At 72.5% G+C, this 15,452-nt stretch carries 12 protein-coding genes; 6 read left to right on the top strand and 6 right to left on the bottom strand.

Features of this window, described 5'->3' with window-relative positions; genetic code table 11:
- Positions 1-132 precede the first annotated feature (132 nt).
- Together serC and sepH are read left to right on the top strand one after the other, a co-directional pair.
- Positions 133-1,269, top strand: a complete 1,137-nt coding sequence (gene serC / locus ACOJVX_RS02240; RefSeq protein WP_026417494.1) for a phosphoserine transaminase — start codon at positions 133-135, stop codon at positions 1,267-1,269.
- Positions 1,270-1,479: 210 nt separating this feature from the next.
- The gene (gene sepH, locus ACOJVX_RS02235) at positions 1,480-2,385 is read left to right on the top strand and encodes a septation protein SepH (RefSeq protein WP_026417495.1); all 906 of its coding nucleotides are present in this window, start codon (positions 1,480-1,482) and stop codon (positions 2,383-2,385) included.
- A 115-nt stretch (positions 2,386-2,500) separates the two neighbouring features.
- Here the strand turns inward: sepH and ACOJVX_RS02230 are convergent, their stop codons facing one another.
- Positions 2,501-2,743, bottom strand: a complete 243-nt coding sequence (locus tag ACOJVX_RS02230) for a hypothetical protein (RefSeq protein ID WP_026417496.1) — start codon at positions 2,741-2,743, stop codon at positions 2,501-2,503.
- Between the two features lie 62 nt (positions 2,744-2,805).
- Between ACOJVX_RS02230 and ACOJVX_RS02225 the strand changes: the two genes are divergently transcribed.
- The 3 genes from ACOJVX_RS02225 (at position 2,806) to ACOJVX_RS02215 (ending at position 7,409) form a co-directional block, all read left to right on the top strand.
- Positions 2,806-4,800, top strand: a complete 1,995-nt coding sequence (locus ACOJVX_RS02225) for an ABC transporter ATP-binding protein (RefSeq protein WP_337662203.1) — start codon at positions 2,806-2,808, stop codon at positions 4,798-4,800.
- Positions 4,797-6,701 (top strand): ABC transporter ATP-binding protein, encoded by a 1,905-nt coding sequence (locus ACOJVX_RS02220; protein WP_030147026.1) that lies wholly within the window; start codon positions 4,797-4,799, stop codon positions 6,699-6,701. Before ACOJVX_RS02225 ends, ACOJVX_RS02220 begins: the two co-directional genes overlap by 4 nt.
- Positions 6,702-6,821: 120 nt before the next feature.
- Complete coding sequence (locus ACOJVX_RS02215) at positions 6,822-7,409, top strand: DUF2537 domain-containing protein (protein WP_156038744.1); 588 nt, start codon at positions 6,822-6,824, stop codon at positions 7,407-7,409.
- Positions 7,410-7,428: 19 nt separating this feature from the next.
- On the opposite strand, the gene ACOJVX_RS02210 is transcribed toward ACOJVX_RS02215, so the two are convergent.
- Entirely contained in the window at positions 7,429-8,235 is an 807-nt protein-coding gene (locus tag ACOJVX_RS02210; RefSeq protein WP_026417500.1) for a TrmH family RNA methyltransferase, read from the bottom strand.
- Between the two features lie 187 nt (positions 8,236-8,422).
- Between ACOJVX_RS02210 and ACOJVX_RS02205 the strand changes: the two genes are divergently transcribed.
- Positions 8,423-9,925 carry a glutamate-cysteine ligase family protein gene (locus ACOJVX_RS02205; protein WP_026417501.1) on the top strand — a complete coding sequence of 501 codons (1,503 nt, stop codon included), beginning with the start codon at positions 8,423-8,425 and terminating at the stop codon, positions 9,923-9,925.
- A gap of 187 nt (positions 9,926-10,112) precedes the next feature.
- Here ACOJVX_RS02205 and ACOJVX_RS02200 read toward each other — a convergent pair whose 3' ends face one another.
- From ACOJVX_RS02200 to casA, 4 genes are all read right to left on the bottom strand, one after another.
- Positions 10,113-11,432 carry an MFS transporter gene (locus ACOJVX_RS02200; RefSeq protein WP_035273511.1) on the bottom strand — a complete coding sequence of 440 codons (1,320 nt, stop codon included), beginning with the start codon at positions 11,430-11,432 and terminating at the stop codon, positions 10,113-10,115.
- 164 nt (positions 11,433-11,596) lie between these two features.
- Positions 11,597-12,025: a MarR family winged helix-turn-helix transcriptional regulator gene (locus tag ACOJVX_RS02195; RefSeq protein ID WP_026417503.1), complete on the bottom strand. Its 429-nt coding sequence runs from the start codon at positions 12,023-12,025 to the stop codon at positions 11,597-11,599.
- A 64-nt stretch (positions 12,026-12,089) separates the two neighbouring features.
- Positions 12,090-12,578 (bottom strand): hypothetical protein, encoded by a 489-nt coding sequence (locus ACOJVX_RS02190; protein ID WP_026417504.1) that lies wholly within the window; start codon positions 12,576-12,578, stop codon positions 12,090-12,092.
- A gap of 202 nt (positions 12,579-12,780) precedes the next feature.
- A complete protein-coding gene (casA, locus tag ACOJVX_RS02185) occupies positions 12,781-14,397 on the bottom strand; it encodes a type I-E CRISPR-associated protein Cse1/CasA (protein WP_051313367.1) in 1,617 nt (538 codons plus the stop codon).
- Positions 14,398-15,452: the final 1,055 nt, after the last annotated feature.

The following is a 15,452-nucleotide window of genomic DNA, read 5'->3' as shown; positions in this document are numbered from 1 at the left end:
CCACCAGGACGGCGGCCCACCGCCCTGACCCTGGGACACGGGCCGTCCTCCGCACCTGCGAGACTGCTCCCGCCAGGTGATCCGGCCAGGCGCCGGAACGGAAGAACTCACGCTCCGACCGGAGGAGCCCCCATGACGCAGACGGTCGACCCCACCACCCTGGTCCTGCCCGACGACCTCCGACCCTCCGACGGCCGTTTCGGCTGCGGACCGTCGAAGGTGCGCCCGGAGCAGCTGAGCAGGCTGGCGAGCGAGGGTTCCGCCCTCATGGGCACCTCCCACCGGCAGAAGCCCGTCAAGTCCCTGGTCGGCAGGGTCCGCACGGGCCTGCGCACCCTGTTCTCGCTGCCCGACGGCTACGAGGTCGTGCTGGGCAACGGTGGCACGACGGCCTTCTGGGACGCGGCGGCCTTCGGGCTGGTGCGTGAGCGGGCGTTGCACCTCGCCTTCGGCGAGTTCTCCAGCAAGTTCGCCAAGGTGACCAACGGTGCTCCGTTCCTGGGCGAGTCCGTCGTGGTCCACGCGGAGCCCGGTACCGCCCCCGCGCCGACCGCCACCCCTGGCGTGGACGTGGTGGCCTGGGCGCACAACGAGACCTCCACCGGGGTCGCCGTCCCGGTGAGTCGCCCGGAGGGCTCCGACCACGCGCTGGTCGCCGTGGACGCGACGAGCGGCGCCGGCGGCCTGCCGGTCCGCGCCGAGGACTTCGACGTCTACTACTTCGCCCCGCAGAAGTGCTTCGCCTCCGACGGCGGCCTGTGGATCGCGCTGGCCAGCCCGGCGGCGGTGGCCAGGATCGAGGAGATCGGCGCCGGCGACCGCTGGGTCCCCGAGTTCCTGTCCCTGCCCACCGCGCTGGACAACTCGCGCAAGGACCAGACCTACAACACGCCGGCCGTCGCGACGCTCTTCCTCCTCGCTGACCAGATCGAGTGGATCCTCGACAACGGCGGCCTCGACTGGGCGACCGCGCGCACTGCGGACTCGGCCGCGAGGCTGTACGGGTGGGCCGAGGCCTCGCCCCACGCGACGCCGTTCGTCACCGACCCCGCCCACCGCTCCCAGGTCGTGGGAACGATCGACTTCGCCGAGTCCGTCGACGCGGCGGCCGTCGCGAAGGCGTTGCGCGCCAACGGGATCCTGGACACCGAGCCCTACCGCAAGCTCGGCCGCAACCAGCTGCGCGTTGGCATGTTCCCGTCGGTGGAACCGGAGGACGTGACCACCCTCACCCACGCCATCGACTGGGTCGTCGAAAGACTGGGCTGAATGGGGCGTTGAGTAGTTTTCCGCTAGCGCCCTCTCCCCGAAGAGTGCAAGATCTAAGGCATAGCAAGCTGCCGTGTGGGTGAAAAATTGGCACAGTAGGGCTACACCGCCGGGGCTCGGTTCGTGCTAGGGACCGGCGCGCCTGCCCGGGTAGATCACTGAGTCAACCTACCGTCGGTCTGATGAGGTGGAGTCAGCGGGGAGGTAGTGATGCGAGCGCTGCGAGTCGTCGGGCTTGATGACGACGGCAAGACCGTCATCTGTGAAGACCCGGCTCGTGGCGAGCGCTTCGCGTTGCCGGTGGACGCGCGGCTGCTCGCCGCCGCCCGGGGCGACGTGACCAGGCTGGGCCAGGTCCAGGCCGAGATGGACAACCAGATGCGGCCGCGTGAGATCCAGGCGCGCATCCGGGCCGGGGCGACGGTCGAGCAGGTGTCCGAGGCGGCGGGGATCCCGTGCCACCGGGTGGAACGGTTCGCGTACCCGGTGCTGCTCGAACGGTCGCAGACCGCCGAACGCGCCCAGCGCGCCCACCCCATGCGGGAGGACGGGCCGGACGTCCAGACCCTCGGCGAGGTGGTGTCCCACTCGTTCGGGCTGCGTGGCCAGGACTACACGGACGCGAACTGGGACTCCTGGCGGGGCGAGGACGGCAAGTGGATCGTCCAGCTGCACTGGCGGGCCGGCCGGTCCGACAACCGGGCGCACTGGATCTTCCACCCGGGTGCGCACGGCGGGACGGTGACCGCCCTGGACGAGCACGCCGCCGACCTCCTCGACCCGTCGCCGAGCCGGCAGCTGCGCACGGTCCGGCCGGTGACGCGGCTGGCAAGGCAGGCGTTGGAGGCCCCGGACGGGGTGGACACCACCCTCGCCGAGGTGAACGTCGAGGTGCGGACGCCCGACCAGCCGGTCGACGCGGAAGCCGCGCTGCCGGTGGTCACCGAGGGCGTCGAGGCACCCGAGCTCGAGGACGGGACGGGTCACGAGACCGACGACTCGGTTCCGGCGGAGGTGGGCGCCGCCCGACCGGGCACTCGGCGGGTGAAGAAGAGCCATCCCATCGTCCCGTCCTGGGAGGACGTCTTACTCGGGGTCAGGTCCCAGCGGGGTTGACCCGATGAGGGAGCCGGTCGGCACGCGGGAGCCGACCGGCTTCGTCGTGTTCGGGGACGGCCAGCGGGTACCCGAACGGCGGACGCGCCGGGCGACCGCGCACCCCGACCGGCGGTCAGGGCGTGGTGGGCCAGGAGTCGTCGAGCAGCGTCAGCGGCCACCCCTGGTCCTCACACCACTCCTCCGCCTCCTCCCGACCGATCTCCGCCACCGTGGACGGCAGCGTCGAGCCCAACCTCGCCCAGCCGTCCGGGGCCAGCACGTACCCCTGACCGCCCACCACGCCGAGCAACCGACCGGCGGGGAACGCCATCGTCGCCGAGGTGCGCAGGTAGGTGACCTCTCGTGGGAGCGCCATGCTGGTAGTGACGCACGGATCGGGCTTGACCTCAACCGCGCTTGACCAACGACAGTCGCACCGTGCGCCCCACGAAAAACCAGTCGCCGCCGAGGGAGGCTCGTCGTACCGTCGAGTTCGCCATGGACACCGACACCGACACCGCGGCCCCAGCGAACACGGCGGACCCCACTCGCCCAGACCTCCCCGGTGGCCACCCGTCGGAACTCTCCTCACCTCCACCCCGAGGGGAGACGGCGGCCCGCCGATCCGCGACGAGAGCGCTGCTGCGGCTCTCCCCGTACGCGGGCACCGTCCGGACACCGCTCGTCACCGCCACGCTGCTCGCCCTGCTGGCGGTGCTCGCCGGCCTGGCTATGCCGCTGGCCATCGGCGCCGCGATCGACGGGCCCGTCGCGGAGCGCGACCTGGCCGGCCTGGGGTGGATGGCGGGGCTGGTGCTCCTGCTGGGTCTCGTGGAGTCCGGGTTGCACCTCGCTCGTCGCCGGATCATGTCCGGGCCGACCACGGCGGTGGAAGCCCGGATGCGGCAGGACCTCTTCCACCACCTCCAACGGCTCCCGGTCGCATTCCACGACCGGTGGCCCTCCGGCCAGCTGCTCTCCCGTGCCGTCAACGACCTCTCGACGATCCGCCGGTTCTTCGCCTTCACCAGCGTCTTCCTCGTCGTGAACACGATCACGATCCTGGTGGGGCTGGCGATCCTGTTCTCCATCTCCCCCGTGCTCGCGATGATCATGGTCGTGATCGGGATCCCCACCGCGCTGATCACCCTGCGGGTCGAGTTCCGGTACAACTCGGAGTCCCGGCTCGCCCAGGACCAGCAGGGCGACCTGGCCACGACCTTCGAGGAGTCCGTGCTCGGGGTGCGGGTGCTCAAGTCGCTGGGCCGGGGGCGGCACCTCGCGCGCCACTTCGCGGCCCAGGCCCGGCAGCTGCGGGGAACGGAGCTGCGGAAGATCCACCTGCTGGGCTGGGTGTGGATGTGGATCATGGTGCTGCCGGAGATCGGTGTGGCTGCGATGATCGCCTACGGGGGCTACGGGGTCGCCACCGGGACGATGACGGTCGGCTCGCTGGTGGCCGCGATCACCATCCTCGCGTACCTGCGGTTCCCGATCGACTCGATGGGCTGGCTGTTCAGCGAGGCCAACGAGACCGCCACGGCCAGTGACCGCTACTGGGAGGTGCGGGACAGCCTCCGCGAGATCGAGGACCCGGCCGAGCCGGCCGACCTGCCACGCCCGGTCCGGGGTGAACTCCGCTTCGAGGACGTGCGCTTCCGCTACTCGGGTTCTGGCGGCGCTGAGGAGCGGGCCGGCGACGACGAGGTGCTGCGGGGCGTGGACCTCACCCTGGTGCCGGGGGAGACGATGGCGCTGGTGGGCGCCACCGGGTGCGGGAAGACGACGCTGACCGCGCTGGCCTCCCGGTTGGCGGACCCGACGGGCGGACGGATCACCCTCGACGGCGTCGACCTCCGGGACCTGCGGTTGGCGGACCTGCGGACCGCCGTGACCACCGCGTTCGAGGATCCCGTGCTGTTCTCGGCGAGCGTGCGGGAGAACGTGCGGCTCGGTGCGCCGGACGCGACCGAGGAGGAGGTCGTGGCCGCGCTCCGCGTGGCGCACGCGCTCGACTTCGTCTCGGCGCTGCCCTGGGGGCTGGACACCAGGATCGGCGAGCAGGGGCTTTCGCTGTCCGGCGGGCAGCGGCAACGGTTGGCCCTGGCCAGGGCGGTGGTCGCGCGTCCCGCGGTGCTGGTCCTCGACGACCCGTTGTCCGCCCTCGACGTGCACACCGAGGCCGAGGTGGAGGCCGCGTTGCGGCGGGTGCTCAGCGGGGTCACGTCGCTGTTGGTGGCGCACCGCCCGAGCACCGTGCGGTTGGCCGACCGGGTCGCGCTGCTGGAGGGCGGTCGAGTCACGGCGGTCGGCACCCACCACGAACTGCTGGCCAGCGAGCCCGGCTACCGGGCACTGCTGGCCACGCCCGATGACGAGGACGGCCGCGACGGGGTCGCGGAGCCGGCGGGGAACGAGGTGTCATCCCGATGAGCGACCCGGCTGACGCGGGTACCCCGGACGCGGGGCGCTCGCCCGCTCCGACCACCACCCCGTCTCCGACCGACACGAGCACCCCGGGTGACGACTGGCGCGGCGTCGCGGCCGAGGACGTCGAGGACCCGGAGGGCCAGGCGAGCCTCCGGTTGGAACGCCGGTCCCGTCGGTTGCTCGGCGAACTCATCCGCCCCCGTCGGGGCCCGGTGGCGCTCGCGCTGCTGCTGACCGTGCTCCAGAACGCGTCCTACCTGGCCGGGCCGTTGTTGGTGGCCGGCGCCATCGACGTGGGGTTGCCGGCCGCGCTGGACGGCAGGCCGGAACCGCTGCTCTGGTTCGTCCTGGGCTACGCGGGGGCGGCGATCGTCTCGGCCGTGCTCCAGTTCGCCTTCATCACCCTCTCCGGCCGGCTCGGCCAGGACGTGCTGTTGGAGCTGCGGCAGCGGTTGTTCCGGCACGCGCAACGCCTGTCGGTGTCGTTCCACGAGGGGTACACGTCGGGGCGCCTGATCTCCCGGATGACCTCCGACATGGAATCGCTGGACCGGTTGCTCGCCGAGGGCCTCGACGGGTTGTTCACCTCGTTGCTGAGCATGATCGGCATCGCGGCCCTGCTGCTGTGGATGGACGCGCCGCTGGCGTTGATCATGCTGGCCGCACTCGTCCCGCTCGTGCTGGTCGCCGGCTGGTTCCGGTCGCGGTCCCGCAGCGCCTACCGCCGGACCCGCTCCTCGATGGCCAACGTCATCACCCACCTCGTGGAGACGATGAACGGGGTCCGGGCCGTGCAGGCCTACCGGCGTGAGCACCGCAACGACGAGATCATGGGCGAGGCGAGCGGCGAGTTCCGCCGGGCCAACAAGCGTGCGCTCGACGTGCTGGCGGTCTTCGTCGGGGCGACGCGGAGCCTGGGGAACCTGAACCTGGTCGTCGTGCTGGCCGTGGGCGGCTGGTGGGTGGCCGACGGCCGCCTCGAACTGGGGGTGCTCACCGCCTTCCTGCTGTACCTGCGGCGCTTCTACGAGCCGTTGGACCGGCTGGCGATGGTGCTCGACTCGTACACCGGAGCGGCGGCCGCGTTGGAGAAGATCTCGGGCGTGCTGGCGGAGGCGCCCCACGTCGCCGAGCCGTCCGAGCCGGTACGGCTGGTGTCCCCCCGAGGTGACGTGCGGTTCGAGGGGGTGGAGTTCGGGTACGGCGAGGACCGCCCGCCGGTGCTCCCCCGGTTCGACCTCGAGGTTCCCGCTGGTCAGACGGTGGCGTTGGTGGGCGCGACCGGGGCGGGCAAGTCCACCCTGGCGAAGCTGCTCGCGCGCTTCTACGACCCGAGCGCCGGCCGGGTGACCCTGGACGGCGTGGATCTGCGGGATCTCGCCGACGAGGACCTCCGCACGGCGGTGTCGATGGTGACCCAGGAGTCGTTCCTGTTCTCCGGTTCGATCGCGGACAACATCCGGTTGGGGCGGCCGGAGGCCACCGACGAGGAGGTGGTCGCGGCGGCGAGGGCCGTCGGGGCCCACCCCTTCGTCACCTCGCTGCCGGACGGGTACCGGACCGAGGTCCACAAGAGGGGCGGGCGGCTCTCCGCCGGGCAACGGCAACTGATCGCCTTCGCCAGGGCGTTCCTGGCCGCGCCCGCGGTACTGGTCCTCGACGAGGCGACCTCCAGCCTCGACCTGCCGGCGGAACAGGCGGTTCAGAGGGCGCTGGAGACCGTCCTGCGGGGCCGGACCGCGGTGATCATCGCGCACCGGCTGTCCACGGTGTTGATCGCCGACCGGGTCCTGGTCATGGACGGTGGTCGCATCGTCGAGGACGGGCCGCCCGCCGAGCTGATCGGCTCGGCGGGCGGCCGGTTCCACGCCCTCCACGAGGCCTGGCGCGACTCCCTGGTCTGATCGACCACGAGCGCACTCGGCGGGGACCACCCCACGACGAATCCGTGACGATCCAACATACTGGACGTCGGATTCGTTGGGGCACGACGAACGGCGTGGTGCGGGCCGGGGGTGGGGCGGGTGGAGCTTCGGGCGCAGGGCGGGCGGCCGGTGGTGACGCGGGTCAGTGACGGGACCCTGGTGGAGATCGAGGGGGAGCGGACCCGGCTGCCCCCCGACCTGGCCGCGTCACTCCGGGAGTGGGCCGAGGTCGTCGAGGCGGTGTGCGCCCACGAGGAGGCCGGGAACCGCGCACTCGTCTCGGAGCGCGGCCGCAGGCTGGCCCACCGGCTCGCCAGGGCCACCCGGTCGCGGGTGCGGTACGTCGATCCGCTGGTCGACCGCGTCGTCCTGGTCTCGGCGCCACCGGGCGCCCGCGCCTCCCGCACCTCGACCGCGGCGGAACCCGTCCCCTGGGCGACCGGCCTGACCGCCAGCGCCCTCACCGGGGGGCCGGTCGCGGTCGGCCTGTCCGCGCTCTTCCTCGACCTGCTCACCGACGGCCCGCTCGCCCTCCTGGTCGCGAACCTCGTCGTGGTGGGCGGGCTCGCCCCGGCCGTCCTGCTGCTCGCGCGGCGCGCGGTGTGGCGCTGGGTCGCCCACGGCGTGGCCGGCGGCGTGTTGGTCAGCTGGTTCGTCCTGGCGCTCAGCCTGTTGGGACCGCGTTGACCCGTTGGCGTCGCCCGCGTCAGCTGGCCGGGGCGAGGGCGTGGAAGGCGATGGCGGCCGCCGTCGCCACGTTCAGCGAGTCCACGTCACCGGCCATCGGGATGCGCGCCCTCAGGTCGGCCGCGCTCATCGCCTCCTCGGTCAGCCCGGGCCCCTCGGAACCGAGCAGCACGGCGACGCGACGACCAGCCAGACCGGCTCCGGCCAGGGGTGCGGCCCTCGCGTCGGGCGTCAACGCCACGACCTGGTAACCGGCCCGCCGAAGCGCGTCGAGGCCGTCGGGCCAGGGGCGCAGGGTCGCGAAGGGCACCCGGAGCACATGTCCCATCGAGACGCGGACGCCGCGGCGGTACAGCGGGTCGGAGCAGCCGGCCCCCAGCAGCACCCCGTCGACCCCGAGCGCGGCCGCGTTGCGGAAGATCGCGCCGAGGTTCTCGTGGTCGCCGACGCCTTCGAGGACGGCGAGGGTGCGCGCCCGGGATGCCAGCTCCACGGCGTCGGGCATGGGTGCCCGGTCCGCGACGGCCAACACCCCCCGGTTGAGGTGGAACCCGACGACCTCCGCCATCACCTCGGCCGGGGCGACGTACGCGGGCACGTCGACCCCGGCGAGTTCCGGGCCGAGCTCCTCCACCCGGCGGGCCACTCCGAGCAGCGCGCGGGGCGGGTAGGCGGAGGCCAGGAGCCTGCGCACCACCACCACGCCCTCGGCGATCACCAGGCCGCGTCCCCCCGGCCGGTCGGGCCGCCGGTCCGCGGTCGTGAGATCGCGGAAGTCGTCCAGCAGGGGGCTGCCCGGGTCGGTCACCTCAGTCACTCGTGCCACGGCCCGAGTTTCGCACCACGGGGATTCCGGACCGGCCGGGCGGGTAACCCCCCTGTCGCGTGGTCCCCGCCCCGGCGTGCGCGCTGAGTGATCGTGTCGTGACGGGGAGCACCGTTTTGGCCGCTAGCGAGCGGGTTACGGCTGTGTCACGGTGAGCGTCCGCTCGAGAGCCACCATGGGAGGCGACATGGGACAGGACTTGGGGGCGCGGTCGTTCAGCCGGGAGGACCGGCAGCGCTTTCGCGACAAGGTGCAACGGTGCCTGGAAGCGCTTGCCAGGATGCTCGCACAGGACAGGTTCGCGCAGGACAGGCAGCGCATGGGCCTGGAGATCGAGTTAAACCTGGTCGACCAGGAGTTCCGACCGGCGATGGCGAACGCGCAGGTGTTGGAGAAGATCGCCGACCCGGCCTTCCAGACCGAACTGGGGCAGTACAACATCGAGATCAACGTGCGCCCGCGCCCACTCGCCGGCGACGAGGCGGTGGAGCTGGAGGAGGAGCTCCGGCAGGCGCTGAGCAACGCCGAGGCCAAGGCGGTGGACACCGGGGCGAGGCTCGCCGCGATCGGCATCCTCCCGACGCTGCGCACCGAGCACTTCGACCCGCACTGGCTGTCCGTGGGCTCGCGGTTCGACCTGTTGAACAAGGAGATCTTCTCGTCACGCGGCGAGGAGATCCTGTTGAACCTCAAGGGGTCGCCGCTGCCGGGGCGGGACTCCGAGACGCTGCGGAGCTACGCGGACTCGATCCTGCCCGAGTCGGCCTGCACCTCCGTCCAACTGCACCTCCAGGTCCGGCCGGAGGACTTCGCCGACCACTGGAACGCCGCCCAGTGCCTGTCGGGCGTGCAGGTCGCGATCGCGGCGAACTCCCCGTTCCTCCTGGGGAAGGCCCTCTGGCACGAGACGAGGATCCCGCTGTTCCAACAGGCGACCGACACCCGCCCCGACGAGCTCAAGAACCAGGGGGTCCGCCCACGGGTGTGGTTCGGCGAGCGGTGGATCAACTCGATCTTCGACCTGTTCGAGGAGAACGCCCGCTACTTCCCTGGTCTGCTGCCCGAGACCGACGAGGAGGACCCGCTGGAGGCACTGAACATCGGCAGGACGCCCAAGCTCGCGGAACTCAGGTTGCACAACGGCACGGTGTGGCGGTGGAACCGCCCGGTCTACGACGTCGTCGAGGGGCGACCACACCTGCGGGTGGAGAACCGGGTGCTGCCGGCCGGGCCGACCGTGGCGGACATCATGGCCAACGCGGCGTTCTTCTACGGGGCGCAGCGGGCGCTGGTCGACCAGGAGCGTCCGCTGTGGAGCCAGATGTCGTTCCACGCGGCGGAGGAGAACCTGTACGCGGGCGCGAGGAACGGCATGGACGCCCAGTTGTACTGGCCCGGCGTGGGCTGGACCCCGCCGCACGAACTCGTGCTGCGCAGGCTGTTGCCGATGGCCCACGAGGGCCTGTCGCGGCTGGGGGTGTCGGCGGCGGTCAGCGACCGGTACCTGGGGATCATCGAGCAGCGCTGCCTCACCCGGCAGACGGGCGCGAACTGGCAGCGGCAGACCGTCGCGGCCTGGGAGGACGCCGGTCACGGACGCCAGGAGGCGCTGTCGCGGATGCTGGAGGAGTACCTGGAGCACATGCGGGAGGGCAAGCCGGTCCACGCCTGGCCGGTGCGGAACCACTGACGGGAGGGGCGGGGACGCCGGCGCACCCGGTGCCGTCGCCGCCACCAGCGGGCGTCGGCCCCGCTCACCGATGGCGAGCGGGGCCGACCCGTTCCCGAACTGACTACCGCTCCCACCACGAAGCGGATGTTGGTTAGGCTAACCTATCCTTCGCTGGTTGCCAAGCCCGCGCGCGTCACGGGAATCCTCAGCTCCCGGGCCGCCCGCTGGCGGTCGCGGCCGCCAGCGCCCCCGCCGCCTCACGCCTGCGCACCCGCGCCATCAGACCGGCGGCGGTGAGCGAGGCCAGGAACGCGATCGCCCCGCCGGCGATCAGCGGGGAGGGCACGCTGATGTGTTCGGCCATCCAGCCGGAGAGGCTGCTCCCCAGGGGCATCCCCCCCAGCAGCACCAGCATGTAGAGGCCCATCACGCGCCCCCGCATGTGCGGTTCCACCGTGAGCTGCACCGTCGCGTTGGCGGTCAGGCTGAACGTCATGAAGGCAATGCCCGTGGGCACCAGCACGGCCCCGAAAAGCCCCATCGTGGGCATGAGGCCGAGCATCACGACCAGGCAGCCGAACACCATGCCCGCGACGAGCAGCAGGCGGAGGCTGGGGGTGCCGTCCCTGCTCCGGCGGGCCGCCATCGCCGCCCCGGTCAGGGTCCCGACGGCGAGCACCGTGGAGAGCAGGCCCAGCCCCTGAGGGCCGGCCTCGAAGAAGTTGTTGGCCATCACCGGCAGGGTGGTGTTGATGTTCATGCCGAACGTGCTGACCAGGAAGACGAGCCCCATCAGGACGGTGAGGTCGGGTCGTCCCCGCACGTAACGCAGGCCTTCGCGCAGTTGCCCCCGCGCGCGCGGCACCGGGTCGGAGCGGAACAGCTTGTCCGGGTCCATCAGGACCAGCCCGAGGACCACCGCCACGACGCTCACGGAGTTGACGACGAACAACCACCCGGTGCCGATCCAGGCGATGGCGTACCCGGCGATGCCCGGGCCGACGATGCGGGCCGTGTTGAAGGTCATCGAGTTCAGCGCCACCGCGTTGGCGACCTGGTCACGGCCGACCATCTCCATCACGAAGGACTGGCGGGCTGGCGTCTCGAACGCGGTGAAGCAGCCCAGGACCAGGCAGAGCACGTAGACGTGCCAGAGTTCGACCACCCCGCCCAGCACCAGCAGCCCGAGCACCAGCGCGCAGGCGCCGATCCCGCTCTGGAGGACGATCAGCATCTTCCGCTTGTCGAGCCGGTCCGCGAGGACACCGGCCCACAGGGTGAGGCCGAGCGTGGGGATGAACTGCAGTGCGATGGCGATGCCGAGCGCGACGGGGCTGTCCCCGGAGAGCTTGAGCACCAGCCAGTCCTGGGCGATCCGCTGCATCCAGGTACCGACCAGCGAGATGATCTGCCCGGAGGCGTACAGCCGGTAGTTCCGCACCCGCAACGAGGCGAACATCCCCCCGCGCGCGGGCGCGTGGTCGCGTGGCTCCTGGAACTCCTGGGTCGCGGCGAAGTCCGGCACGGGACCAGCCTCGTCCGAGCCACTCGGTTCCCGCTGGGGCGAGTCTCGGGTGGGCTGCTCGTCACCCGTGTTCCGGCCGCCGCCTCCTCCGCCCGACGCGTACCCCGGCATCGGTTACGCCACGTCCCCTCTCCACGACCCGCTGGTCACCAACCCGCCTCGTCTCACGAACCGGCGACCCGGTCGATGATCTCGGCGGCCCGGCGGAGCACGTCCCGCTCCGAGTCGTCGAGTTCGGCGAGCCGGCGCTCCAGCCAGCGCTCACGCGCGGTGACCTCGGCGACGATGTAGGCCCGCCCGGTCTCGGACAGTTCGACGATGGCCTGCCGCCCGTCGGTCGGGTGGGGCCGCCTCGTCGCGTAGCCGGCGTCCTCCAGGGCGGCGATCACCCGCGTCATGGACGGCGGCTGCACCCCCTCCTTCGCCGCCAGCTCACCAGGCGTGAGCGGACCGCACTTGTAGAGGCAGGACAGCGCGGACAGCTGGGTCAACGTCGCCGACGCGTCGGCACGCTGGGCGCGCAGCCGTCGGTTGAGGCGCACCACCGCGACGCGAAGCCTGCTCGCCAACCCGGGGTCCAGGTAATCGGACACGTCGTTAGCCTACCTCACTAACTCTGCGTGCCCTCGTGTTCCGAGGGGGACGGCCGTGCGCCGGTCAGGCCTGCCCCACCGCCCGGCTCGCCGGCGAGCTGCCGCTCCCGGGCCCACCAACTTCGGGATCTCCGCCCAACGCGGCCGCCGCCCCTCGCCTGAGCAGGGAGGCCAGCAGCTCCACCCGTTCCGTCGGCATTCGGGCGCTCCACAGCACGCGACCGTCACCGGTCAGCGTGGCGACCGCACCGGTCGAGGCCGGTTCGATCAGGAGGGAGGCGACCACCACCTCGGGGTGCAACGCGGTGAAGACCGATCCGGCCGGCCGGCGCAGCGCGTCGGCGACCCGCGTCGCCGTTCCGGGGTCCAGACCGAAGGCGACGCTCTCCTGGGCTCCCGACCGCACCACGACGAGCCGACCGCCCGGCCCCACCTCGACAAGGACCGGGGCCTGGGCACCGTCGCGCGTCGGACACGGTTCGGGCGGCACCGCGAATCCCCCGGTCACGGCCCGAGGAACCGGGGAAGCGCCGGTGTGCCGAGTGGGGCGCATGGGAGCCTCCTGGCCAGGGAACGGGCACGGCAGCGAGGCCGTCCACACCGAACCGGTCGACACCGCTCACCCGTCAGGACGAGCGGCTCCCGCTCGACGAACCCCTCCTGGCCGATTCGGGCCAGTCGGCCGGTCCGGGTTCGGGCGATGTGGTGAGCACCGGCACGGGTGGCGCGGCTCCCCACCCCGGCCCGGCACGTCCTCAACCCTCGGCCTGACCGGACGCGAGGCCCTCCGGTGACCACCGCGCCCTCGGCAGGATCTCCCGCACTCGCCGCCGGAAGGTGCCCAACGCGAGTTGCGCCGACACCCGCTGCCTCCCGGTGGTGCGGGCGGTCCCGGCCGGCGTGGCGAGCAGCGGCCCGACGACCCTCGTCAAGGCCCCCACCGCCGCCGCCTCCCACGCGGTCCGCAACCGCTCGACGTCCCCCTGCCCCGCCACGGCGGCGTCCGCGCTCAACTTCACCAGGAACCGGCGGACCTGGGTGTCCAGGGCCGCCAACACGCTGTCCCCGACCGCCTCACCACCGTTCCAGGTCGGGGAGTCCGTCCCGGTACCGGACAGCAGGCGCTCGGAAAGCCTGTTGGCGGCCCTGGCCAGCTCCTCGGCCTGCTGGCACACCTCGGCGACGGCCGCGCGCAGCCGCGCCTCCTCCGAGCGGAGGACCCGGACCGGCACGGAGACGGTGTCGGCGAGGACGTCGTCCACGGTGCCCGACTTCGAGCCGTAGACGACTCCGGAACCAGCGAGCCGGAGCGGGTAGTCGTCGGGCACCCCCTCGTCGCCGACGAGGCCGCCGAGCACGTCGAGCACGCGGGGCGGGCAGGAGGGCTCCCCGCCCGAGGTGGGGTTGAGCGCCAACATGGAGGACAGACCGCGCCACCCGAGCCGTCCGGGAACGTGCCGGCGGGGTCGCCACGACGGTTCGTCCCCCTCCGCCACCCGGCCCCCCGTCCACACGCTGTGCGGCTCGAACTCCCCCACACCCCCGCTGAGCCGGTCCCCGGCGGTCACGACGGCGTGCCGCACCCGCACCGGCTGCCCCTGACCACCCACCGGGAGCAGGAGCACGCGCCGGGAGAGCCAGGTCAACAGGTCCAGCGGACCGACGGCTGGACGGGACACCCACCTCGCGCCCGTCGGCGGCCGACGCCACTGGGGGCTGTCGCCGGGGGTGGCCGGCCCGATCGGGAGGTTGAACAGCAGGGTGTCGAACAACGTGGTACCCAGCGGCAGCACCGGCCCCAGCCCCCCGAGGGACCCGGCCGGGTTGCCCGTGGTCTTCCCCGCGACAAGGTGGGGATCGCCCAGCGCGCCGGTCTTGATGCCGGCCGAGTCCCAGCAGTGGACGTGCAACAGCCACCAGGCGGCCTCGGCGGGACGCAGCCCGGGGGCCGGGCTGGGGGCGGGTGGCCCCGTGCCGTCCCGTCGGCGGGGCGAGGTGGCGAGCACGTGCCTGGTCCTGCTGCTCGGGGTCCGCAGCCCGGCGGCCTGCGCGAAGGGCGCGGTCGGGTGGAAGAGGTCGAAGCGGTGTCGCCACTCCGCCAGGTACCCGCCGATCCGGTCGCGCTGACCGGCGTCGAACCGTCGAGCACGGAACGTCCGGAGCCAGACGTCCCTGGTCATCGGGCCGAGCGCGTCGAGCACGACGGGCAGCAGGACCTGTCGCAGCAGCGTCGGTGCCATCGTGGGCTGACCACCGGCGAGGTCTCCGAACTCGTGGGCGTCCAGCAGGGCGTCCGCGAGCGACACCTCCCCCACCGCGCTACCGCAGACGAGCGGCAGCCAGGGTTCGTCGATCAGGTCGAAGGTGGTCATGCGTGTCTCCAACGGGAGTCGAGGCGCGTGGGGACGAGGGCGGCGGGGTCCTCGGGTGCCGTGGCCCCCTCGTCGTGGGCGCCCGGGGCGGGGCGGAACGGGACGCCGACGGGGTTCGCCACGGGAACGGTGTCCGGTCGACGCCGGGGAACGCTCCGGTGGGAAGTCATTTCCGAACCGGGCCCCACGCACCGGCCCCGCCGAGGTGAACCGCGCCGAGTTCGACGGGTGAACGCGACGAGCGGGCGGCGGATGCGCGAATTCGCGGGCGCCCGACAAAGGCCGATCCTTTCCCCGAACAATTACCCGGGGCGGCGATCGGGACATCCCCGCGCCCGTTTCTCGGGGAATACGACCGACGCGCCATCCACCTCCAGCCGTCACCGGAAGGGCGCGGAACACCGACCACCACCCGTGAACGCGCCGGTCAGGGCTGTCCGACGCGCCCACGGCCCCGACCGGGCCCGCTCGACACGAGCGGTGAGGCACCGGGCCACGAATCCGGACCGGAGACGAATGCAGGCAGGGGCGAACACGGGAGCACCGTAGCGCGACGCACCCCACGCCCAGGATGAATGCGCGGATATCATCCGTTCGGAGCAATAAGGGCCAAACCCGCGCCTCGATATGGCCAACAACCGTTCAGTTCTTTCACTCGACGGTGTGAGAAGGACGAGCGCTGGCGGGGTTCACGGGAAGGGCGACCGGGCGACGACGACTCCTCCGACCGCCCGGGCGGAGCACCGACGGGGAAGCGGTCCCCGGCGTCGACCGCGGGCGCGCGCCACCTCCCCGAGCCCAACCCCGTCCCCGTGGCCGGGAGGACCCGAAGCCGGTTCGACCGCTCGACGACCCCGGCACGAGGGGCCGTGGCGGGGGCTCACCCCGCCACCGAGCCGTCTGGGAAGCGGCACATCGGACACGTGGTCGCCGACGGCGCGTCGGTCCCACCCCGTGCCGCTCCCCCGTCCGACCGAGCAGGACGCCCCGTGGGGGCCGAGGGGGCGGAGCGTGGCGGTGGCCTGCCTCGACGAGGGGTATGGTCCCGCACGCGG

This window comes from Actinoalloteichus caeruleus (assembly GCF_049311605.1).
Taxonomy (GTDB): domain Bacteria; phylum Actinomycetota; class Actinomycetes; order Mycobacteriales; family Pseudonocardiaceae; genus Actinoalloteichus_B; species Actinoalloteichus_B caeruleus.
The sequence above is the reverse complement of the archived record's forward strand: the minus strand, read 5'-3'. Positions and strand labels throughout refer to the sequence as shown.

Coding starts and splice junctions, on each gene's coding strand:
- serC (WP_026417494.1), top strand. CDS start 133: ATGACGCAGACGGTCGACCCCACCACCCTGGTCCTGCCCGACGACCTC.
- sepH (WP_026417495.1), top strand. CDS start 1,480: ATGCGAGCGCTGCGAGTCGTCGGGCTTGATGACGACGGCAAGACCGTC.
- ACOJVX_RS02230 (WP_026417496.1), bottom strand. CDS start 2,743: ATGGCGCTCCCACGAGAGGTCACCTACCTGCGCACCTCGGCGACGATG.
- ACOJVX_RS02220 (WP_030147026.1), top strand. CDS start 4,797: ATGAGCGACCCGGCTGACGCGGGTACCCCGGACGCGGGGCGCTCGCCC.
- ACOJVX_RS02205 (WP_026417501.1), top strand. CDS start 8,423: ATGGGACAGGACTTGGGGGCGCGGTCGTTCAGCCGGGAGGACCGGCAG.
- ACOJVX_RS02190 (WP_026417504.1), bottom strand. CDS start 12,578: ATGCGCCCCACTCGGCACACCGGCGCTTCCCCGGTTCCTCGGGCCGTG.
- casA (WP_051313367.1), bottom strand. CDS start 14,397: ATGACCACCTTCGACCTGATCGACGAACCCTGGCTGCCGCTCGTCTGC.